We start from the raw sequence: 22,156 nt of genomic DNA on the forward strand, positions 1-22,156 counted from the left end.
AAGCGGTTCTCGGCGCAGGAACCGGGGTGGTCCGAGTCACGAGGGGGGAGGCTCGGACCACTCGTCCGGAGCAGGACCGGTCCGGTTGACGGGGACGCCCGTCCTGGACCGGTCCTGCCGGGACCCGAGGGACCCGAGGGACCCGAGGGAAAGTCAGCGCACGGAGGCGTCCAGCGCGCGTTCCACGTCCGCCAGCAGATCCTCGGGGTCCTCGGCACCGACCGAGAACCGGATGAAGCCCTCCGGCACCGTGTCCCCGCCCCAGCGGGCCCGGCGCTCGGCGGTGGAGCGTACGCCGCCGAAGCTCGTCGCGTCGTCGACCAGACGCAGCCCGGCCAGGAAACGCTCCGCGGTGCCCTTGTCCGCCAGCACGAACGAGACGACGGACCCGAAGCGCCGCATCTGCCGGACGGCGGTGGGGTACGAAGGGTCCCCGGGCAGCCCCGGGTACCGGAGTCCCGCCACGTCCGCCCGCTTGGACAGGGCCTCGGCCAGTGTCAGGGCGGTCGCGCACTGGCGGTCGGTCCGCAGCTGCAGCGTGGCCAGCGAACGGTGCGCGAGCCAGGCCTCCATGGGGCCGGGAATGGCGCCGACCACCTTGCGCCAGCGCCGCACTCCGGCCGCGAGCTCCGGGTCCAGGCAGCTCACATGGCCGAGCAGAATGTCCCCGTGCCCGGTCATGCCCTTGGTGTCACTGGCCACCGAGAAGTCCGCCCCCAGTTCGAGGGGACGCTGGCCGAGAGGGGTGGCCAGCGTGTTGTCCACCGCCACCAGAACACCCGCGGCGTGCGCGGCCTCCACCAGCCTGCGCACGTCACAGACGTCGAGGCCGGGGTTGGAGGGGGTCTCGATCCACAGCAGCTTCGCCCCGTCGAGCAGTTCCAGCTGGGCGTCGCCGCCGGTCGGCGCGGTCCGCACCTCGATGCCGTACGCCTCCAGCTGTTCCCGGACCAGGGGGAGCGCCTGATAACCGTCGTTCGGCAGGACCACGACGTCACCCGTACGCGCCTGGGAGAGCAGCACGGACGAGATGGCGGCCATCCCGGAGGCGAAGACCGTGGTCTCGACCTGCTCCCCCGGCGCCTCCAGCTCGCCGATGGCGCGCTCCAGGTGGGTCCAGGTCGGATTCGTCTCCCGGCCGTAGGTGTAGGGGCCGACCGGCTCGCCGGACAGATGGAAGTGCGCGGCGAAGACCGGTCCGGGAAGGGTGGGCTCGTACTGCTCCGGTTCTGGCAGGCCCGCTCGTACGGCCCGTGTCCCGTCGCCCGTGGTGCTCATGTCACTACCTCATCTCTCCCCGGCGTCCACCGGTCCGTCCTGCACTGTGTCATCAAGAGGTGGATCAGTCCTCGTCGGGGAGCACCACGTTGAGCGCCCAGGACACGACCGAGATGATGAGCCCGCCCAGGACCGCGGTCCAGAAGCCTTCGACATGGAAGTTCACGTCGATGACGCCGGCCAGCCACGAGGTCAGCATCAGCATGAGGGCATTGACCACCAGCGTGATCAGCCCGAGCGTCAGGATGAACAGGGGCAGGGTGAGCAGCTTCACCACCGGCTTGACGAGGAAGTTCACCAGACCGAACAGCAAGGCCACCACGATCAGGGTGAGCACCTTGCGTCCGGTGTTGTCACCGGTCAGCGTGATGTCCTGGAGCAGCCAGATGGCCACGGCCAGCGCACCCGCGTTGGCGATCGTCTTGACTACGAAATTCTTCATGTGTCTGATCGTGGCAGACATGATCTGTGGCGGGCACCACCGGGACAGACCAGCACAGGTGCGAGGGGCGGACGGACGATGAAGGCATTCAGACTGGACGAGCTGGAGGCGGAACGCGCCGCCAACGAAGGCGCTTATCTGCAGTTCATCCGGGAACGCAACATGTCCGTGGGCCTGTACGCCCTGGACGCCGGCGCCCTCGACCCCCAGCAGCCGCACAAGCAGGACGAGGTCTACCTCGTCATGAGCGGCCGCGCCTCGATCACGGTCGGTACGGAGACCACGCAGGTGGCGCGGGGGAGCGTCGTGTACGTACCGGCGGGCGCCGCTCACAAGTTCCACCACATCACCGAGGACCTCAGGGTGATGGTGATCTTCTCCCCGCCCGAGGGCTGACCCGGGCTTCCCGGGGGCCGGGCCCCTGGCGTCCCGATGTTCCCTAGGGGATCGCTCAGGGGACTTCAAGGGCTCCCGGGCCCCGCCGGCCACCCCCGCGCCTCTAGCATCGAAGCAGGAACTCACAGAGACGAGGTAGCGGCGATGGCGGTGCGGGAGATTTTCGCGGGGATGCCCTGGTGGGTGAAGTGGGTCGCGGTGCCTCTCGTCGCGATCGTCGTGTTCGGCGGGCTGATCGCCAGCGTGGTCGGGTTCGTCATCGGACTGCTGTTCAAGGCGCTGGTATTCGTCGTCCTCGTGGGCGGTCTGATCTTCGTCGTGCGGAAGTTCATGTCCTCGTCCGAGCGCAGCGACTGGTAGGAGCCGCGGCCGGACGCCCGGTCACACGGTGTTCCGGATCCCGTGACGCGCCACGGGATCCGGCGATTAGCCCAGCTGAGCTAAGTCACGGTCGAAACCTCACTCGTGACTGAACGTACGGATACAGTGACGTACCGCTGCCGCCAGCTGGGAAATGACGGTCCGTCACCATCCTGCCCAGTGGTTTGTGCGACCGTCCGGTCTCCGGACCCCAGGCTCGCGGCGGGCCCGTGGGGGCGGCCCCCTCGGGAGGGCTGAGAGCCCGTCACCATGCCTGGGGGTGACCTGTGACCACGGCATCGAGTACCGCTGTGCCGACGTTGATCGGTTCGGTTCAACGGGCGTTGAGACTTATGGAGGCTGTGGGCACCCATCGGGACGGGGCGCCGGCGAAGCAGCTCGCCAGGGAGGCCGGGCTTCCCCTCCCCACCGCCTACCACCTGCTGCGAACCCTGACCCATGAGGGATATCTCCGCAGGGAGAACGGCGTCTTCCTGTTCGGGGCGGCGGCCGAGCGGCTCGGCGGAGGCCCCGCGACTCCGCGCCCCGGTGTGATCGTCGAGTCCCTCGCTCACTGGGCGGATGTCATCGGCGCCCCTGTGTACTGCGCCCTGTACAAGGACGGCGAGATCGAGATGGTCGCCGTGGCCGAGACCCCCGCCGCTCCCGCGGTGCGCGAGTGGGCCTCGTTCCGCGAGACGGGCCATGCCCACGCCCTTGGGCAGTGCCTCCTCGGGCAGCTGGACGAGCGGGCGCGTGAGGATCATCTGGACCGGCACCCGGTCCGGCCGTTGACGCGTTACTCCGTGAGGGACCGTCAGGCGTTCCTGCAGCGGCTGAGGTCGATGAAACGTACGGAACCAGTCATCGAACGGCAGGAGTACGCCATGGGGACAGTCTGTGCGGCCATTCCGATCACTGTCGGTTCCGCCGTGGCGGCCATGGCTGTTTCTCTCCCCCTGCACCAAGAAGAACGGTTGCTCCCCGCAGTCGAACAACTACGCTGCGAAGTGACCACCCTCTTGCGCTCGTTCGTGTTCTCTATCAGTATCTGAAAAATCACTCCTTGTGATCTGCTATCGCGTGCACCACGATGGCGTCAATAGGGCCATGGGGGATCATTCCTGGCCAGATTCATCTACTGCGGGGTTGAACGATGCGCGAGTCGGTTCAAGCAGAGGTCATGATGAGCTTCCTCGTCTCCGAGGAGCTCTCCTTCCGTATTCCGGTGGAGCTCCGGTACGAGGTCAGTGATCCGTATGCGATCCGGATGACCTTCCACCTGCCAGGTGACGCCCCCGTCACCTGGGCATTCGGCCGTGAGCTGCTGCTCGACGGTCTCAACAGCCCCAGTGGTGACGGCGATGTGCACATCGGCCCGACCGAACCCGAAGGGCTGTCGGATGTACACATCCGCCTTCAGGTCGGCGCGGACCGTGCGCTCTTCAGAGCCGGCACGGCTCCTCTTGTGGCATTTCTCGACCGGACGGACAAGCTGGTGCCGTTGGGACAGGAGCACACGCTGGGTGACTTCGACGGCAATCTGGAAGAGGCGCTGGGCCGCATCCTCGCCAAGGAACAGAACGCGGGCTGAAGAAGGAAGATCCGGCTGACCACCGAGCTCCGGTGGCCCGGGTCCATGCGTCCGGTGTCCCGGCTCACGCCTTGCGGCGTCGTCCCCTCCCGGTCCGTGCGGGTGCAGGAGCTCCGGCTTCCGCGCCGAGCCCCGTGCGGTCCGCGGAGACCACCAGGGCCGCGAGCACCGTCGTCACCGGCACCGAGGCGACCAGCCCGATCGATCCGATCAGCGTGCGGACGATCTCCTCGGCGACCAGCTCGCTGTTGGCCACCGTGCCCACGCTGCTCTGTGCGATCGAGAACAGCAGCAGCAAGGGAAGCGCCGCGCCCGCGTAGGCGAGGACGAGCGTGTTGACGACCGAGGCGATGTGGTCGCGCCCGATCCGGATACCCGCCCGGTAGAGCCGGCGCACGCCCATCGTCGGGTCCGCCTGGTGCAGCTCCCAGACCGCCGACGTCTGGGTCACAGTCACGTCGTCGAGCACACCGAGCGAGCCGATGATCACACCGGCCAGAAGCAGGCCGCTCATGTCGATCTCCGGGTACAGCCCGTGGATGAGGCCGGTGTTGTCATCCGTGTTCCCGGACAGGCTGGCCCAGCCGATGAAGAGCGAGCCCAGCAGCCCGATCAGCAGCAGCGAGATGAGCGTGCCGATGACGGCCACGGAGGTGCGGGCCGTCAGCCCGTGGCAGGTGTAGAGGGCGATCAGCATGATGGCGCTGGCCCCGATCACCGCGACGACCAGGGGGTTCGAGCCCTGCAGGATCGCCGGAAGGATGAACAGGGTCAGCACGGCGAACGAGACGGCGAGAGCGATCAGGGCCATCAGACCGCGCAGCCTGCCCACCGCGACCACCACGAGGGCGAAGATCCCGGCGAGCAGGGCCATGGGGAACGAGCGGTCGACATCGGTCACCGAGTACTGCAGGTCCCGGGGCGCGTCGGGTGCGTACGCGACGACCACCCCCTGGCCCTCGCGCAGTTGACGGGGTGCGTCGGGCTGGATGACCTCGACGAACGTACGGCCCTCGTCCTTGCCGGTGGTCACCTCGACGGTGGCCTTCTTGCACTCCCCCGACTGCTCGTTGACGGCTTCGCGTCCCGACGGGGTGGAGGTGTCTCCGGTCGGCGGCACCTGCGAGGCGTTGACGTCCGCGCAGTCGACCGGGACGACCTTCGTGACCTGCCCGTCCTGGGTCTGACGGTCGAAGCCGACCCCCGTGCGCTCATGGGCGGGTGCCCCGCCGGGCCAGAAGGCCACGAGGCCGACCAGGACCGCGGTGGCGAAGGGGATCAGTACGGCCGCGATGACCTTGCGCAGATGCTTGGACACGGGTGCGGCAGGCCCGTGGCTGTGGGTGTGGCCGTGCGCATGACTCTGTGCGCTGCCTGATGCGGGGCCGTGGGGTTCGGGGGCGCTTCCGGGGGACGTCACCCGGCGATCATCCCAAGAACCGGGGAGGCCCTCTGGCCAGCACGCCAGAACGGAGGTTAGCGTGGGGGCACATCTGTACACGCGGGAGCTCGGAGCACCGGGCTGAGAGGGCGCTGACCTCCGTATATCGATACGGGACACGCTGCGCCGACCGCCGAACCTGTTACCGGGTAATGCCGGCGTAGGGAGTAGGTCTCATGACCACAGCGGACGCACGCACGCCTGCCTCGAAGCAGAACGCCCAGCATGCGGAGGGCGACGAGGCCAGGAAGTCCATCGGCTGGCACAAGGGTTACGTCCAGGGCTCACGCCCGGATCTCCGGGTGCCGGTCCGTCAGGTGCACCTCACCAACGGCCAGGACGTGACGCTGTACGACACGTCCGGGCCGTACACCGACCCCACCACCGACACCGACGTACGCCGGGGGCTCGCCCCCCTCCGGGAGAACTGGATCATCGCCCGGGGGGACACCGAGGAGTACGCGGGACGGCCCGCGCGTCCCGAGGACGACGGGCTGAAGCACACCTCGCCGAGGGGCGGTCTGCGCAACCTCGGCGCGGTCTTCCCGGGCCGCCCGCGCCAGCCCCGCCGCAGTCGCGACGGCCGGCCCGTCACACAGCTCGCGTACGCCCGCCGGGGCGAGATCACCCCGGAGATGGAGTACGTCGCGATCCGGGAGAACGTCGGACCCGAGGTCGTGCGCGAGGAGATCGCGGCGGGCCGGGCGGTCCTGCCGGCCAACGTCAACCACCCGGAGATCGAACCGATGATCATCGGCAAGCGTTTCCTGGTGAAGGTCAACGCCAACATCGGCAACTCCGCGGTCACCTCCTCGATCGAGGAGGAGGTGGACAAGATGACCTGGGCCACCAAGTGGGGCGCCGACACGGTCATGGACCTCTCCACCGGCCGCAACATCCACACCACCCGCGAGTGGGTCCTGCGCAACTCCCCCGTGCCGATCGGCACCGTCCCCCTCTACCAGGCACTTGAGAAGGTCGACTGCCGGGCCGAGGAGCTGACGTGGGAGATCTACAAGGACACCGTCATCGAGCAGGCGGAGCAGGGCGTCGACTACATGACGGTGCACGCCGGCGTGCGGCTGCCGTACGTTCCGTTGACGGCCCGTCGCAAGACCGGGATCGTCTCGCGCGGCGGGTCCATCATGGCCGCCTGGTGCCTGGCACACCACAAGGAGTCGTTCCTGTACGAGCACTTCGAGGAGCTGTGCGAGATCCTCGCGGCGTACGACGTGACGTACTCGCTCGGTGACGGGCTGCGTCCCGGCTCCATCGCCGACGCCAACGACGAGGCCCAGTTCGCCGAACTCCGGACACTCGGCGAGCTCAACACCGTCGCCAAGCGGTTCGGCGTGCAGACCATGATCGAGGGCCCGGGGCACGTCCCCATGCACAAGATCAAGGAGAACATCGACCTCCAGCAGGAGATCTGCGAGGAGGCGCCCTTCTACACGCTGGGCCCCCTCACCACGGACGTCGCACCGGCGTACGACCACATCACCTCGGGCATCGGCGCGGCGATGATCGCCTGGTGGGGGACGGCGATGCTCTGTTACGTCACGCCCAAGGAGCACCTGGGGCTGCCCAACCGCGACGACGTGAAGACCGGTGTCATCACGTACAAGATCGCCGCTCATGCGGCTGACCTGGCCAAGGGACACCCCGGAGCGCAGGAGTGGGACGACGCCCTGTCGGACGCCCGGTTCGAGTTCCGCTGGGAGGACCAGTTCAACCTGGCGCTCGACCCCGACACCGCGCGGGAGTTCCACGACGAGACGCTGCCGGCCGAGCCGGCGAAGACGGCCCACTTCTGCTCGATGTGCGGTCCCAAGTTCTGCTCGATGAAGATCTCCCACGACATCCGGCGGGAGCACGGCGACGAGCAGGCCGTGATCGAGGAGGGGATGGCGGAGAAGTCCAGGGAGTTCGCGGCGAGTGGCAACCGCGTGTACCTGCCGTTGGCGGACTGACCTGCTGACCGTGGCGGGGACCTGGAGGGTCCCGCCACGGTCCGGCGGCGCACAGCCGCTGTCGGTCGTCCGGTTGTCACGCCGCGGGCGGCTTCTGCCACACGGAGACGTGCGACCTGCTGGACGCCGTGAACGGGGACTCGGTCCAGTCGGCCCACCGCTCGGACGGCTCCAGGCCCGCGAGCTCGGCCATCAGGTCGAGTTCGGCGGGCCAGACGTAGCGGTGGGGCGAGAGGAACGTGGAGGCCCGGCCCTCGGCGATCGAGTAGTGGTGCGAGACCACTTGCTGCTTCACCAAGTCGTACGTGTCGAAGCCGACGTGCCGCTCGCCGACGTGGATCGGGCGGGCGGTCTCGCCCGGTGGCAGCCGCTGCAGTTCGGGGATGAACACCTCGGCCACGAAGCGGCCGCCCGGTTCCAGGTGCTCCGCGGCGTTGCGGAAGCACGCGACCTGCTCGCTCTGGGAGAGCAGGCAGGTGATGGCGTTGTAGACGACGTAGACCAGGCTGAAGGTGCCCGGAGCCCGGGCGGTGGTCATGTCTCCGGCGGTCACGGCGATGTCGCTGCCACCGCGCTTCCCGCGGAGCTCCCGGGCCATGGGCCCGGACTTCTCGATTCCCGCCACACGGACACCCCGCGCGCTCAGCGGAAGCGCGACCCGTCCCGTCCCCACGGCGAACTCCAGCGCGGGGCCCTGACCCGCACGGCGCTCGAGGAAGTCGACCGTGGGGCCCAGTACGTCGGGCGCGTACATGTGGGCGGAGGACTCGTCGTAGCTCTGCGCTACCTGGGTGTTCCAGATGCCCGCATCCATGCCCCGAAGGCTGTCACGTGGCCGAGCCGACGGGCCATCGGATTTTCCCGGGTGCGCTCGCGGGGCGGCGTAGCGCTGGGAAGAGAGCAGGCGTTTGTCTGATCGTCAGATTGCGTCGTTAGAGCATGAAGAGTGCCCACAATGGCTGGTTCAGGCCGTTCAGCACCGACCTGTCGCTCCCTCGAGGGACTTTCGGCGTCAGTATGGACACAGCCGTGCTGCAGGTCGATGTAAGTTTCCGCGGCAGCCCAAACGCTGTTGACCGGTTCCTTATCTGTGCTTTACCTTCCGCTGTGCTTGGCCGAAATTGGTGTGCGCCCCCGACAGGGGCGCCAGGGGAGGGAAGCACAGTGAACTGGTACCTGGCTGTACTCAAGAATTACGCGGGCTTCGGCGGGCGGGCGCGCCGCAAGGAGTACTGGATGTTCGTACTCTTCAACTTCATCATCGCGGTCGTCCTGAGCCTGCTCGGCCTGGCCATCGACTCGCAGATCCCTTACATCATCTACCTGCTGGCCGTGATCATCCCGACGATAGCCGTCGTCGTGCGCCGCCTGCACGACACCAGCCGGTCCGGCTGGTGGATCCTGATCTCGTTCGTCCCGCTCGTGGGCGGCATCATCCTGCTCGTCTTCATGTGCACCGAGGGTGCGCGCGAGGTCAACGAGTACGGCCCGAACCCGAAGCTCGCCCCGCAGGGGATCTGAGCTCCTCACCGGGTGTGATGTCTGAAGAGGCCGGAGCGGCAGCACGCCGTTCCGGCCTCTGCCGTGCCGGGCCCCGCCGGATCACTCCGGCTGGTGCTCCGGGCCGCCGTAGTCCGGGCTTGTGAAGTCCGGGCTGGTGAAGGTGGGGCGCGGACCGGCTGAGGGGCCGTTCTCCGGTCCGGAGAAGTCCGGCCTGCTGTAGCCGATCTTCGGGATCCGGTTGGCCGAGCGGTGCGGTGTGCGCGAGGCGGGCCCCGCGGTCGGATCTGCCAGCGCGTCCCGGAGGAAGGGCAGGATGCCGCGTTCCAGCAGAGCGTGGCGCCATGCCTCCCGGGCACGCGCCACGTCCTCCGGCAGTTCCTCCTCCTCGTCCACGGCCGGCAGCGCGGTGGCGCCGTTGCGCAGGGCGGTGACGAGGAGACCCACCGCGGCGACGAGGATGGCCGCGGCGGCGACAGCGGCGAAGAACCACCCGGCGGCGACCATGGTTCCGGCGAAGGCCGGGGCGGGGCTGAGCGCCTTCAAGGGGTAGCCGACGGCAAGGAATATCACCGCGGCCGTACCCGCGAGGACCGGTGCCAGCACGGCGATCATCGCGAGGGTGCCGGCGCCCGTGGGGTCGGTTTCCTCCGTGGCGGAGCTGAGGACGGATGCGTGGGCGTCCGGTTCCCCGGGGCCGCGCAGCTCACCGCGGACCTTCACGTAGTGGTCGTACTCGGTGGCCGCCGCAGCGGTGATCAGGGGCGTGGCGTTGAGCGCCATCGTCCGCAGCTGTTCCGTGTTGAGACGGTCGCCGATCCCGTCCAGATCCGGTCGTTCGTGAGCATGGCGCAGCGCGTCGGCAAGGATCCGCTCGTACTCGGGGCGGTCCTCGGCCAGCAGGTGCGGAGCGCTTTTCATGTGCATCCCCCGATGCTCCGTAGGGCCTGACCGACCGTAAGGGCCGGGCGATCGGGCGGAAACGGAGGAGAGCCTGCGACTGGTACGCCGATGGTAGAGCGCCTACGGCACGGGGTGACAGGGTGTTTCCGGAAATTGGCCCAGCGGCTGACGGTGTCGGGTCGTCATGCGTCTTCCCCGACGACCGTCAGTCATGCAGGGGAAGTTGGACGACCAACAGCTTTCCGGCCATGGTCACTCCACCGTCCATGGCGATGGCGAGCCCTTCCGCGTAGACGTGCGGGCCGTCCACCACGGGCCGTGCCACGTCCTCGCCCTCCTCCGTTCCGACCTCTCCGAGGAGATACGGAATGGGGCTGTGGCCATGGACGACGCGGTGCCCGCCGTACGTCGACATCAGTTCGCGAACGGCCTGGGCGCCGCCCTCGTCACGGAAGGCGAACCGCTTGGTGAGTTTGCGGAAGAGGTCCCAGCACTCATCGGCGTCGTTCCGCGTGAGAATGGCGTGCACCGTGTCGTTGACGTCCTCGATGGTGGATCCGTAGTCGAGGTAGGCGGTCGTGTCGGAGTGCATCAGCAGATGCCCGTCCTCCTCGACCACCGCGTCGAGCCGGGACATCCACTGGAGGTGGACGTCCTGGAGCCGCTCCATGTCCGTCTTCTGGCCGCCGTTGAGCAGCCAGGCGGCCTGGAAGGTCGCCGTTCCCGCGCCGGAGTTCACCGGGGTGTCGCCGAACCTCTTCGCACCGAGCAGCAGCAGTTCGTGGTTGCCCATGAGCGCCTTGCAGTACCCGCCGGCGGCCGCTGCCTCCGCGGAGAGGCGCATGACGAGATCGATGACGCCGATGCCGTCCGGTCCGCGGTCGGTGAAGTCGCCGAGGAACCAGAGCCTGGCGTTGCCGGCCGCCCACCGGCCGTCGGCGTCCACGAGACCCTGCTCATGCAGGGCGGCCATGAGCTCGTCCAGGTAGCCGTGGACGTCGCCGACGACGTACAGCGGACCGCGGCCGGAGTCGGCGGCGAGCCGGGCCTCCGGCACGGTCTCCACCTGGACGGTGTCGCCGCGGTTGATCACGGGAAGATCGCGCTCGGTGGGGGTGTACCCCTCCGGCGGTTCGTCGCCCACCATGGCGTTGCCGGGGTGCGGCATGGGCGCGGGCATGGGCACCTGCGCATACGGCGGTACGCGGAAGTCACGCAACGTCGCTGTCCGCACCACGGGTTCCTGACCGGCCCCCTGAGTCATCGACCCCTCCACCACCGTCGCGCCTCCGTACACCTGACGGGCCCTGCCTGGTAGAGGTGGTCCGCGGTGTCGTGCGCCCATCATAGGAATGCGGATCGTGCTGTGTGACGCACCAGGGGTGTTGAATCCGTGCGAGCATCCGGTTCATCGGCCGTTTGGTCCGGATTAATCCGTTCAGTCCCCGGCAGGTGATCGCGGAGGGCTGACGGTGGTGCGCGGCGGACGCCGTTGCGAGGACGTCCGGACGATGAGCTCCGTCGGTATCACCTGCTCCACCGGGCCGTCGTGTTCGACCCCTTCGATGGCGTCGATGAGGAGCTGGACGACAGCCGTGCCGATCCTGCGGGGCTTCAGCGAGAGCGTGGTGATGGGGGGCTCGGTGGACGCGTACACCGTGGATTCGCTGCAGCAGACCAGCAGGAGGTCCTCGGGGACCCGCAGGCCGTAGCGGCGCGCGGCGGCCAGCAGATCGGTGCCGTTGGGGTCGAAGAGCCCGTAGACGGCGTCGGGGCGGTCGGGACGGGCGAGGAGGCGGTCCGCGGCGACGGCGCCGGCGCAGGGGTCGTGGGCCGGGTAGGACTCGTAGACCGGATCCTGGCCGACCCGCTCGCACCAGTGCAGATAGGCGGTGGTGGAGAGCCGGGTGTACGTGTCGGTGGTGGTGCCGGTCAGCAGCCCGATGCGGCGGGCTCCCGCGGCCGCGAGGTGGTCCAGGAGGTCGAGGACGGCTGCCCGGTGGTCGTTGTCGACCCAGGCGGTGACCGGGAGCGTGCCCGCCGGGCGGCCGTCGGAGACAACGGGAAGCCCTTGGCGCACGAGTTCGGTGACCACCGGGTCCTGGTCGGAGGGGTCGATGACGACCGTGCCGTCGAGCGCGACGTTCGACCACACGTCGTGGCGCGAGGTGGCGGGGAGGATCACGAGGGCGTAGCCACGGGCGAGCGCGGCCGATGTGGCCGCTCTCGCCATCTCGGCGAAGTACGCGAATTCGGTGAAGGTGAAAGGTTCATCCCCGTACGTGGTCACGGTCAGGCCGATGAGACCCGACTTGCCGGTACGGAGGGTTCGGGCAGCCGCTGACGGGCGGTAGCCCAGCCGTTCGGCGACCTCGCGGACATGGTGGCGGGTGGCGTCCGGGAGCCTGCCCTTGCCGTTGAGCGCGTCGGACACGGTCGTGATGGAGACGCCGGCCGCCGCGGCTACGTCCCGGATCCCCGCACGTCCTTGCCGGCCGCTGCGCCGGGGCGTCTCTGTCCGGCTCACCTGGTGCTTCCCTGCTGCTGTCATGGCGAGCCGATAGTAGGGCTCCGGAGCCGGGTCAGGCCGGTCGCATATGCACACGTTGACAGGCACGTTTCTGCATGATCATTAAGGTGTAAATGCCTTGCAAAGCAAGGGAGTTGAGGCCATCCGTGTCGATGTGTCATGCATCGGTGCGCGGGAACCTGCTGAATGGTCCATGTCTCGAAGAGGTCTCAACTCACCTGTTCGAGGGATGCGCGCCACGGAGTGCGCGACCGGCGTGCGCCGGAATGCGCGGCGCTCCCCCTTCTCGGGGCCCGTCGGAGGGGTGCAAGGCAGGCGAATTCCGTCCGGGAGGGCGATTTCGGAGCCTGGCCATTCGCACAGGTGCCCAATCCTCATAAGGTGAGCAGTATTGATGTGTACGGATGGTCGAGGAGGACCTGCGGTGAGCGAGACGAGTCCGAAGCTGCGCGCCGAGCTGGACGGCGTCCCTGCGTATGTGCCGGGCAAGCCGGCGTCCGCGGAGGGGCCGGTTGCCTTCAAGCTGTCCTCCAACGAGAACCCGTACCCCCCGTTGCCCGGTGTGATGGAGTCGGTGCTCGCCGCGGCCGCGGACTTCAACAGGTATCCGGACATGGCCTGCACCGGCCTGATGAACGAGCTGGCCGACAGATTCGGTGTGCCGGTCTCCCACCTGGCCACCGGCACGGGCTCGGTCGGTGTCGCTCAGCAGCTCCTCCAGGCCACTTCGGGGCCGGGGGACGAGGTCATCTACGCCTGGCGCTCGTTCGAGGCCTACCCGATCATCACGCAGGTCAGCGGCGCGACGTCGGTAAAGGTGCCGCTGACGGACGGTGAGGTGCACGATCTCGACGCCATGGCTGATGCGGTCACGGACCGGACGCGGATGATCTTCGTCTGCAATCCGAACAACCCGACCGGCACGGTGGTGCGCCGGGCGGAGCTGGAGCGGTTCCTCGACCGTGTCCCGGACGATGTCCTGGTCGTGCTCGACGAGGCGTACAAGGAGTTCATCCGGGACGCCGAGGTGCCGGACGGGATCGAGATCTACCGGGACCGGCCCAACGTCGCGGTGCTCCGCACCTTCTCCAAGGCGTACGGTCTCGCCGGCCTGCGGGTCGGTTTCGCGGTGGCGCACGAGCCTGTGGCGGCGGCTCTGCGCAAGACGGCCGTCCCGTTCGGTGTCAGCCAGGTCGCCCAGGACGCCGCGGTCGCCTCCCTGCGCGCCGAGGACGAGCTGCTGGGCAGGGTCGGATCGCTGGTCGGAGAGCGTTCCCGGGTGTACGAGGGGCTGGTGCGGCAGGGCTGGACCGTTCCGGAGTCACAGGCGAACTTCGTCTGGCTGCGGCTCGGTGAGCGAACGCTCGAGTTCGCCGGGGTCTGCGAGCGGGCCGGTGTGGTCGTGCGGCCCTTCGCCGGTGAGGGTGTGAGGGTCACGATCGGGGAGGCCGAGGCCAATGACGTGTTCCTGAAGGTTGCGGAGTCCTTCGGCCGGGAGCTCTAGCGGCGCGGCTGCCGCCCGCACCTCCGGTGGCCCCGGACCTCGATCACCGAGGTCCGGGGCCACTGTTTTCTGTGGCCCCGGAGGCCCTCGGTGGACGGGCCGGAGCCTGTCCGGTTCGGGCGGCTCGCACCGGTCGGCCGGAAACCACCCCCCACCCGACGGCTTCGAATACAAGTGCGCCATAATTGCTTGTGAATGTGAACGCGTTCACAAGCGCGTCCCGTTTCCTCCCATGATCGGGTGGTTCGGCAGGCGGCCTGGGGGCGTGATCGCGGCGACGTAAGGAGAAGAGTCGTGGACCTGGCTCTGGCACCAGAGACCCTGGCGCGCTGGCAGTTCGGCATCACCACCGTCTACCACTTCCTGTTCGTCCCCCTGACGATCTCTCTTGCCGCGCTCACCGCCGGCCTGCAGACCGCCTGGGTGCGCACGGACAACGAGAAGTACCTCAGGGCGACCAAGTTCTGGGGCAAGCTTTTCCTGATCAACATCGCCATGGGCGTGGTCACCGGCATCGTCCAGGAGTTCCAGTTCGGCATGAACTGGTCGGACTACTCGCGGTTCGTCGGTGACGTCTTCGGAGCTCCCCTCGCCTTCGAGGCGCTGATCGCGTTCTTCTTCGAGTCCACCTTCATCGGCCTGTGGATCTTCGGCTGGGACAAGCTGCCGAAGAAGATCCATCTCGCCTGTATATGGATGGTGTCCATAGGCACGATCCTCTCGACGTTCTTCATCCTGGCCGCCAACTCCTGGATGCAGCACCCGGTCGGCTACCGGATCAACGAGGAACGCGGGCGTGCCGAGCTCACGGACTTCTGGCATGTGCTCACCCAGAACACGGCGCTCGCCCAGTTCTTCCACACGATCACCGCCGCGTTCCTCGTGGGCGGCGCCTTCATGGTCGGCATCGCCGCCTTCCACCTGGCGCGCAAGAAGCACATCCGGGTGATGCGGACCTCGTTGCGGCTCGGACTGGTCACCGTGGTGGTCGCCGGCCTGCTCACCGCTGTCAGCGGTGACGTGCTCGGCAAGGTGATGTTCAAGCAGCAGCCCATGAAGATGGCCGCGGCCGAGGCGCTGTGGGAGGGCGAGGACGGGGCACCCTTCTCGCTCTTCGCGGTCGGTGACGTCGCCGAGGGGCACAACACCGTGGAGATCTCGATCCCCGGCGTGCTGTCCTTCCTGGCGGATGACACCTTCACCTCGTACATCCCGGGCATCAACGACATCAACAAGGCCGAGCAGGAGAAGTACGGCCCGGGCGACTACCGGCCCAACATTCCGGTCGCGTTCTGGAGCTTCCGCTGGATGATCGGCTTCGGCATGGCTTCCTTCAGCCTCGGAATGCTGGGGCTCTGGCTGACCCGGAAGAAGTTCATGCTTCCGGAGGCGCTGCGCACCGGTGAGGACGACGTACCGAATCTGGTGCTCTTCAAGAACAAGGCGCTGAGCCCGAAGCTCGCCAAGCTCTACTGGATCACGGCCCTGTGGACCATGCTCTTCCCCTTGATCGCCAATTCCTGGGGCTGGATCTTCACTGAGACGGGACGCCAGCCCTGGGTGGTCTACGGGGTGTTCCAGACCCGGGACGCCGTCTCTCCGGGGGTCTCTCAGGGGGAGATTCTCACCTCCATGATCGGCTTCACGGCGCTCTACGCGGTGCTCGCCGTCATCGAGGTCAAGCTCCTCCTGAAGTACGTCAAGGCCGGACCGCCCGAGCTCACCGAGGCCGACCTCAACCCGCCCACCCGGATCGGCGGCCACGACCAGGACGCCGACCGGCCGATGGCCTTCTCCTACTGAGATCAAGCGGAGCTGAGAGATGGAACTCCACGACGTCTGGTTCGTGCTCATCGCCGTCCTGTGGACCGGCTACTTCTTCCTGGAGGGATTCGACTTCGGCATCGGGGTCCTCACCAAGCTGCTGGCCCGGGACCGCAAGGAGCGTCGGGTCCTGATCAACACGATCGGGCCGGTCTGGGACGGGAACGAGGTGTGGCTGCTCAGCGCGGCCGGCGCGACCTTCGCGGCCTTTCCCGAGTGGTACGCCACCCTGTTCTCCGGCTTCTACCTCCCCCTGCTGCTCATCCTGATCTGCCTGATCGTGCGCGGGGTGGCCTTCGAGTACCGGGCGAAGCGGCCGGAGGAGCGGTGGCAGACCAACTGGGAGCACGCGATCTTCTGGACCTCGCTGATCCCGGCCGTTCTCTGGGGCGTGGCCTTCGGGAACATCGTCCGCGGCGTGAAGATCGATGCCGACATGGAGTACGTCGGCAACCTCTGGGACCTGCTCAATCCGTACGCCGTCCTCGGCGGGCTGGTCACGTTGTTCCTCTTCACCTTCCACGGTGCGGTGTTCGCCGCGCTCAAGACCATCGGGGACATCAGGGCGCGGGCGCGTGGACTGGCCCTCAAGCTGGGCCTGGTGACCGCGGTGCTCGCGCTTGGCTTCCTCCTCTGGACCCAGGCGGACAACGGTAACGGCTGGAGCCTGGCGGCGATGATCCTCGCCGTGGTGTCGCTGGTCGCGGCCATCGGTGCCATCGCGGCGGGACGCGAGGGCTGGTCCTTCGCGTTCTCCGGGGTGACCATCACGGCGGCGGTCGCGATGCTCTTCCTGACGCTCTTCCCGAACGTCATGCCGTCCTCGCTGAACGACGCCTGGAACCTGACGGTCTCCAACGCCTCGTCCACCCCCTACACCCTCAAGATCATGACCTGGTGCGCCGGTATCGCCACTCCGGTGGTGCTGCTGTACCAGGGCTGGACGTACTGGGTGTTCCGCAAGCGCATCGGCACGCACCACATCGCCGACGCGCACTGAACGAGCGAACGACACGAGCTCACTGGGGAGCTGTTTCACGTGAAACCGATCGACCCGCGTCTGCTCCGGTACGCCCGGGCCACCCGGTTCTTCCTCGCCGCCGTGGTGGCACTGGGTCTGGTCGGAGCTGCCCTGGTCATCGCCCAGGCGATGCTCGTCGCCGAAGTGGTGGTGGGCGGGTTCGAGGACGGGCTGACCGTCACCGGGCTCCGCACGCCACTGCTCCTGCTCGCCGCCGTCGCGCTGGGGCGGGCGTTCGTGGCGTGGCTGACCGAACTGGCCGCCTACCGGGCGAGTTCGGCGGTCAAGTCCGAGCTGCGCGGCCGGCTCATGGAGCGCGCCTCCGGTCTGGGGCCGGACTGGTTGAGCGGGCAGCGCACCGGGTCACTGATCGCTCTGGCCACCCGGGGCGTCGACGCCCTGGACGACTACTTCTCGCGCTATCTTCCGCAGCTCGGTCTCGCGGTCGTCGTCCCGGTGGCCGTGCTTGCCCGGATCGTCACCGAGGACTGGGTCTCGGCGGCGATCATCGTGGTGACGCTGCCCCTGATTCCGCTCTTCATGGTGCTGATCGGATGGGCCACCCAGTCGCGGATGGACCGTCAGTGGAGGCTGCTGTCACGGCTCTCCGGCCACTTCCTCGACGTGGTCGCCGGACTGCCGACGCTGAAGGTCTTCGGCCGGGCCAAGGCGCAGGCCGAATCGATCCGCAGCATCACCTCGCAGTACCGCCGGGCCACGCTGAAGACGCTCCGGATCGGGTTTCTCTCCTCCTTCGCCCTGGAGCTGCTGGCGACTCTCTCCGTGGCGCTGGTCGCGGTGACGATCGGGATGCGGCTGGTCCATGGAGAACTCGACCTCTACACGGGGCTGGTGGTTCTCATTCTGGCGCCGGAGGCCTATCTGCCGATCCGCCAGGTCGGCGCCCAGTACCACGCCGCCGCGGAAGGGCTCTCGGCCGCGGAGGAGATCTTCGCCGTGCTGGAGACCGAGCCCGCGGCCGGCGGCAGCCAGGATGTGCCGCCTTTCCTGCGGCTGGAGCTGGAGGGGGTGACCGTCCGGCACCAGGGCCGCGCCGAGCCCTCCCTGGACGCCGCCTCCCTCGTGGTCGAGCAGGGGGAGACCGTCGCACTGGTCGGTCCCAGCGGGGTCGGCAAGTCCACGCTCCTCAGCGTGGTGCTGGGATTCACGGCTCCCGACGAGGGGCAGGTCCGGGTCGGCGGAACCGATCTTTCCGCCCTCTCCCCCGAACGCTGGCGCGAGCAGATCGCCTGGGTGCCCCAGCACCCTCACCTCTTCGCCGGGACGATCGCGGAGAACGTACGCCTCGCCCGGCCGGACGCGGACGACGCGGCGGTCTCGGCCGCGCTGCGGGCCGCAGGGGCGTACGACTTCGTGGACGCGCTGCCGGCCGGCGCGGGAACGCCCCTGGGCGAGGACGGCGCCGGACTCTCCGCGGGGCAGCGTCAGCGGCTCGCGCTGGCGCGGGCCTTCCTCGCCGACCGGCCTCTGCTGCTGCTCGACGAACCGACGGCGAGTCTGGACGGCGAGACGGAGGCGGGCATCGTCGACGCGGTGCGGAGGCTGGCAGCGGGACGCACGGTGCTGTTGGTCGTGCACCGGCCGGCTCTGCTGACGGTCGCGGACCGGGTGGTGGCGCTGGAACCGGGGGAGTTCGGGGTGGAGCCGCAGGCTTCCGGTCTTCCGGCCGCCTCGGGCGGGCCCGACGAGGCCGAGCGCACTCCGGGCCGGCCGGACGGAGGCGAGCGCCTGGGTGCGGGGGAGCCCGCGCTGCTCAGGGACACCGCCCCCCGGACCGGGGGCCGTGTGCTGGCGCGGGTGCGGGAGGCCGCGGGTTCCCAGCACGGGAAGCTGGGGCTTGCACTGCTGCTGGGCAGCCTCGCCGTGGGGTCGTCGGTCGGCCTCATGGCCGTCTCGGGATGGTTGATCTCGCGCGCCTCCGAGCAGCCCCCGGTGCTGTATCTGATGGTCGCGGTGACCGCGACCCGGGCCTTCGGCATGGGCCGGGCCGTCTTCCGCTACGCGGAGCGGCTGGTGTCCCACGACGCCGTGCTCAGGATGCTCGCCGAGCTCAGGGTGGCGGTGTACCGCGGGCTCGAACGCATCGCGCCCGCCGGTCTCCGGGCCACGCGGCGGGGTGACCTGCTGTCCCGGCTGGTCTCCGACGTGGACGCGTTGCAGGACTACTGGCTGCGCTGGCTGCTGCCCGCGGCGACCGCGCTGCTGGTCGGGACGGGGGCTGTCGCCTTCACCGGCTGGCTGCTGCCGGAGGCGGGGGCCGTGCTGGCCGCCGGGCTGCTCCTCGCGGGCGTGGGCGTCCCGTGGCTGAGCGGCGCGTGCGCCCGGCGGGCGGAGCGTCAACTGGCGCCTGCCAGGGCGGCGCTGGCCGTCCGGGTCGCCGATCTCCTCGGCGGGACGGCCGAACTGACCGTCGCGGGTGCGCTGCCCGCCCGTAGGGAGCAGGTGCGTGCGGCGGACAGCGTCCTGACGCGGATCGCCGCACGCGCGGCGAGCGCGACCGCGCTGGGCGGGGGCCTCTCCGCCCTGCTCTGCGGGCTCACCGTGGTGGGCGCTGCGATCGTCGCGCTGCCCGCCGTGGCGGACGGCCGGCTGGCCGGGGTGGAACTGGCCGTGGTCGTCCTCACGCCCCTGGCGGCGTTCGAGGCCGTGACGGGACTTCCGCTCGCGGTGCAGTACCGCCAACGGGTCGAGCGGAGTGCGGAGCGGGTCTACGAGGTACTGGACGCTCCCGTCCCGGTCGAGGAGCCGGCGGACCCCGCCGAGGCGCCCGCCTCGCCCTTCCCGCTCGACGTACGAGGGCTGTCGGCCCGGTACGAGGGCGCGGAGCGCGATGCGCTGCACTCCGTCGACCTGACGCTCCACCCCGGCAAGCGGGTCGCCGTCGTGGGACCGTCAGGTTCGGGAAAGACCACGCTCGCCCAGGTCCTGCTCCGGTTCCTGGACGCCCGGGAGGGGACGTACCGCCTCGGTGGCGTCGAGGCGTCCGCGCTGGACGGCGACACGGTCCGGGCCTTCGTCGGACTGTGCGCCCAGGATGCCCACGTGTTCGACAGCTCCATCCGCGAGAACCTGCGGCTCGCCCGCACGGACGCGACGGACCAACGGCTGCGGGAGGCTCTCGCCGCGGCGCGGCTGCTGGACTGGGTCCGGTCGCTGCCCGACGGCCTCGACACGCTGGTGGGCGAGCACGGGGCCCGGCTCTCGGGCGGCCAGCGGCAGCGGCTGGCGCTGGCCCGTGCGCTCCTCGCCGACTTCCCCGTACTCGTGCTCGACGAGCCCGCCGAGCACCTGGACCTGGCGACGGCGGACGCGCTGACCGCGGATCTGCTGGCTGCCACCGAAGGGCGTACGACCGTGCTGATCACCCATCGGCTGGCCGGGCTCGACGCGGTGGACGAGGTCCTCGTGCTGGACGGGGGGCGGGTGGTGCAGCGGGGGCCGTACGCCGCTCTGGCCGCGCAGGACGGCCCGCTCCTCCGGATGCTCGAACGTGAACAGGCGTCGGTGCGTACGGAGCCGGAGCGGACGCGACCGCTTCCGGTACGGGTCTGAGGGCGGCGAGGGGGCCGGTACGTTCCTGAGGGCGGCGAGCGGGTGCCGACGCCGACTTTCCGGACCATTCGGTGCTTATTAGGCTCAGGTCATGGCCGAGCAGGATCCGAATGACCCGCCGGGAGCCGCGCAGCAGAACACCGGCAGCCTGAGAGGGCTCTCCGCGGAGCTGACCGCTCGTGTTCCGCAGCTGCTGGAGGCGACGAGGTCCGTCGGCACGGGCCTCGAGCTCCACTCCACGCTGGAGCGCATCTGCGAGACCGCCGCCGAACTCGCCCACGCCCGCTATGCCGCCATCGGCGTCGTCGAAAGGCCGGGTGAAAGCCTCTGCGACTTCATCACCCACGGGGTGCCGAAGGAGGTCGCCCGGGCTATCGGCCGGCCGCCCGACGGGCATACGGGTCTGCTGGGCGCGCTGATCGAGGAGGGCGTGCCGATTCGCCTGGAGGATCTGGAGGGGGACCCCCGCTTCGCCGGCTTCCCGGCCGGCCACCCGAAGATGCGTACGTTCCTCGGAGTCCCGATCCGGGTCCAGGGCAAGATCTTCGGCAACCTGTACGTGATGGAGAAGCGCGGCGGGGAGGCGTTCGGCGACGACGAACTGCACATGCTGCGCGTGCTGGCCACGGAGGCGGGGATCGCCATCGGCCACGCGCGGACGTACGACGCCGCACGACAGCGCGAACAGTGGATCGACGGCTCGGTGGCCGTCACCACCGCCCTGCTCTCGGCCGGGGACGCCGACGAGGCACTCGCTGTCGTCGCCGAACAGGCGCGGCGTCTCGCCGACGCCGTGGTCGGCATCGTGCTGCTTCCGGCCGCGGGGGGAGGGCTGGAGATCGTCGCCGTCGCCGGGGACAAGCCGTCCGCTTCCCTCGGGGTGATCATCCCGCCGCAGAGCCCTGTGGTGGCGGCGCTCCTGCGGGGCGAGGAGGTGTTCCTGGACGATTCGGCGACCGATCCCCGCATGACGACCAGACTGGCCGATCGGTTCGGCCCGCACATGCTGCTCCCCCTGCGCAGCGGTGGGCGGGTGCTGGGGGCGCTCTCCATCCCGCGGGTCCGGGGCGGCCGGCCCTTCACCCGTGCGGAGCGGACGCTGGCCACTCACTTCGCCGCGCAGGCCGCACTCGCTCTGAAGCTGTCCGAGGCCCAGCGGGACCGGGAGAGGCTCGCCGTCTACGAGGACAGGGACAGGATCGCCCGGGACCTCCATGACCTGGTCATCCAGCGCCTGTTCGCCACTGGGATCATGCTGGAGGGTGCTCAGCGGCGCTCACCGGTGCCCGCGGTGCAGGCCGGCATCGGGCGGGCCGTGGACGAACTGGATGTGACCATCCAGGAGATCCGTACCGCCATCTTCGCGCTGCAACAGGAACCCGCCGAGGCGCCGTCGGGGCTGCGGACCCGAGTCCTGCGGGAGATCAACATGGCCGCCGTGCCCCTGGGCTTCATGCCCTCACACCGTTTCCTGGGACCCGTCGACTCGCTGGTGGGGGAGCTCGCCGGCAAGAACCTCATCGCTGCTCTGCGGGAGGCCCTGTCCAACACCTTCCGTCATGCGCGGGCCTCGCGCGTCGAGGTGAGGGTGGACGCGACGGCGGTGCTGCCGGACGGGCGGGACGCGGTACGGCTGACGGTCGCCGACGACGGGGTGGGGATCCCGGAAGGCGGCCGGCGCAGCGGCCTGCGTAATCTCGCACGGCGCGCCGAGTCCCTGGGCGGCGCGAGCTGGTTCGCCCCGGGGGCCGGGGAGGGCGACAGCGGCACGACGGTCACCTGGCAGGTCCCGCTCTGACAGTCGTCCCAGTCGTCCCAGT

18 protein-coding genes and 1 riboswitch are annotated in these 22,156 nt (G+C 69.2%); of the genes, 11 read left to right on the top strand and 7 right to left on the bottom strand.

Translation table 11 applies throughout. The features are described from left to right. Window positions 1–153 precede the first annotated feature (153 nt). Window positions 154–1,278 carry a cystathionine gamma-lyase gene (locus tag ACIQM3_RS26075; RefSeq protein WP_401628031.1) on the bottom strand — a complete coding sequence of 375 codons (1,125 nt, stop codon included), beginning with the start codon at window positions 1,276–1,278 and terminating at the stop codon, window positions 154–156. A 64-nt stretch (window positions 1,279–1,342) separates the two neighbouring features. Then, complete coding sequence (locus ACIQM3_RS26080; RefSeq protein ID WP_401628033.1) at window positions 1,343–1,720, bottom strand: phage holin family protein; 378 nt, start codon at window positions 1,718–1,720, stop codon at window positions 1,343–1,345. A 78-nt stretch (window positions 1,721–1,798) separates the two neighbouring features. Here ACIQM3_RS26080 and ACIQM3_RS26085 point away from each other — a divergent pair, with 78 nt between their 5' ends. From ACIQM3_RS26085 to ACIQM3_RS26100, 4 genes are all read left to right on the top strand, one after another. Beyond that, window positions 1,799–2,116, top strand: a complete 318-nt coding sequence (locus tag ACIQM3_RS26085; protein ID WP_401628035.1) for a cupin domain-containing protein — start codon at window positions 1,799–1,801, stop codon at window positions 2,114–2,116. Between the two features lie 150 nt (window positions 2,117–2,266). Then, complete coding sequence (locus tag ACIQM3_RS26090; protein WP_401628382.1) at window positions 2,267–2,476, top strand: DUF5326 family protein; 210 nt, start codon at window positions 2,267–2,269, stop codon at window positions 2,474–2,476. 287 nt (window positions 2,477–2,763) lie between these two features. After that, window positions 2,764–3,531, top strand: coding sequence for an IclR family transcriptional regulator (locus tag ACIQM3_RS26095; protein ID WP_401628036.1), 768 nt, complete (start codon window positions 2,764–2,766; stop codon window positions 3,529–3,531). 101 nt (window positions 3,532–3,632) lie between these two features. After that, window positions 3,633–4,070, top strand: a complete 438-nt coding sequence (locus ACIQM3_RS26100; RefSeq protein ID WP_073750747.1) for an SsgA family sporulation/cell division regulator — start codon at window positions 3,633–3,635, stop codon at window positions 4,068–4,070. A 64-nt stretch (window positions 4,071–4,134) separates the two neighbouring features. Here the strand turns inward: ACIQM3_RS26100 and ACIQM3_RS26105 are convergent, their stop codons facing one another. Then, complete coding sequence (locus ACIQM3_RS26105) at window positions 4,135–5,490, bottom strand: YibE/F family protein (protein ID WP_401628038.1); 1,356 nt, start codon at window positions 5,488–5,490, stop codon at window positions 4,135–4,137. 71 nt (window positions 5,491–5,561) lie between these two features. After that, window positions 5,562–5,695, top strand: a riboswitch (TPP riboswitch). On the opposite strand from ACIQM3_RS26105, the gene thiC reads away from it, so the two are divergent. Further along, on the top strand, window positions 5,688–7,481 hold the full coding sequence (gene thiC / locus ACIQM3_RS26110; RefSeq protein ID WP_401628040.1) for a phosphomethylpyrimidine synthase ThiC: 1,794 nt from the start codon (window positions 5,688–5,690) through the stop codon (window positions 7,479–7,481). It overlaps the preceding riboswitch by 8 nt. Before the next feature lie 76 nt (window positions 7,482–7,557). Here thiC and ACIQM3_RS26115 read toward each other — a convergent pair whose 3' ends face one another. Continuing rightward, the gene (locus ACIQM3_RS26115; RefSeq protein WP_401628042.1) at window positions 7,558–8,295 is read right to left on the bottom strand and encodes a methyltransferase domain-containing protein; all 738 of its coding nucleotides are present in this window, start codon (window positions 8,293–8,295) and stop codon (window positions 7,558–7,560) included. A gap of 350 nt (window positions 8,296–8,645) precedes the next feature. Here ACIQM3_RS26115 and ACIQM3_RS26120 point away from each other — a divergent pair, with 350 nt between their 5' ends. Further along, window positions 8,646–9,002: a DUF805 domain-containing protein gene (locus tag ACIQM3_RS26120; RefSeq protein WP_401628044.1), complete on the top strand. Its 357-nt coding sequence runs from the start codon at window positions 8,646–8,648 to the stop codon at window positions 9,000–9,002. Between the two features lie 81 nt (window positions 9,003–9,083). On the opposite strand, the gene ACIQM3_RS26125 is transcribed toward ACIQM3_RS26120, so the two are convergent. From ACIQM3_RS26125 to ACIQM3_RS26135, 3 genes are all read right to left on the bottom strand, one after another. Further along, window positions 9,084–9,908, bottom strand: a complete 825-nt coding sequence (locus tag ACIQM3_RS26125) for a hypothetical protein (RefSeq protein WP_401628046.1) — start codon at window positions 9,906–9,908, stop codon at window positions 9,084–9,086. A 181-nt stretch (window positions 9,909–10,089) separates the two neighbouring features. Then, window positions 10,090–11,148: a metallophosphoesterase gene (locus ACIQM3_RS26130; protein WP_401628048.1), complete on the bottom strand. Its 1,059-nt coding sequence runs from the start codon at window positions 11,146–11,148 to the stop codon at window positions 10,090–10,092. 174 nt (window positions 11,149–11,322) lie between these two features. Next, complete coding sequence (locus ACIQM3_RS26135; protein WP_401628049.1) at window positions 11,323–12,435, bottom strand: LacI family DNA-binding transcriptional regulator; 1,113 nt, start codon at window positions 12,433–12,435, stop codon at window positions 11,323–11,325. Between the two features lie 403 nt (window positions 12,436–12,838). Here ACIQM3_RS26135 and hisC point away from each other — a divergent pair, with 403 nt between their 5' ends. The 5 genes from hisC to ACIQM3_RS26160 all read left to right on the top strand — a co-directional run bounded on the left by hisC (window position 12,839) and on the right by ACIQM3_RS26160 (window position 22,134). Further along, window positions 12,839–13,918 carry a histidinol-phosphate transaminase gene (hisC, locus tag ACIQM3_RS26140; protein ID WP_401628051.1) on the top strand — a complete coding sequence of 360 codons (1,080 nt, stop codon included), beginning with the start codon at window positions 12,839–12,841 and terminating at the stop codon, window positions 13,916–13,918. 294 nt (window positions 13,919–14,212) lie between these two features. After that, window positions 14,213–15,721, top strand: a complete 1,509-nt coding sequence (locus ACIQM3_RS26145) for a cytochrome ubiquinol oxidase subunit I (protein ID WP_401628053.1) — start codon at window positions 14,213–14,215, stop codon at window positions 15,719–15,721. A 19-nt stretch (window positions 15,722–15,740) separates the two neighbouring features. Continuing rightward, window positions 15,741–16,742 carry a cytochrome d ubiquinol oxidase subunit II gene (cydB, locus tag ACIQM3_RS26150; RefSeq protein ID WP_401628055.1) on the top strand — a complete coding sequence of 334 codons (1,002 nt, stop codon included), beginning with the start codon at window positions 15,741–15,743 and terminating at the stop codon, window positions 16,740–16,742. 39 nt (window positions 16,743–16,781) lie between these two features. After that, complete coding sequence (cydD, locus tag ACIQM3_RS26155; protein WP_401628057.1) at window positions 16,782–20,336, top strand: thiol reductant ABC exporter subunit CydD; 3,555 nt, start codon at window positions 16,782–16,784, stop codon at window positions 20,334–20,336. 91 nt (window positions 20,337–20,427) lie between these two features. Further along, entirely contained in the window at window positions 20,428–22,134 is a 1,707-nt protein-coding gene (locus tag ACIQM3_RS26160; RefSeq protein WP_401628058.1) for a GAF domain-containing protein, read from the top strand. Window positions 22,135–22,156 lie beyond the last annotated feature (22 nt).

It is taken from the genome of Streptomyces sp. NPDC091271, from assembly GCF_044757505.1.
Classification (GTDB): Bacteria; Actinomycetota; Actinomycetes; order Streptomycetales; family Streptomycetaceae; genus Streptomyces.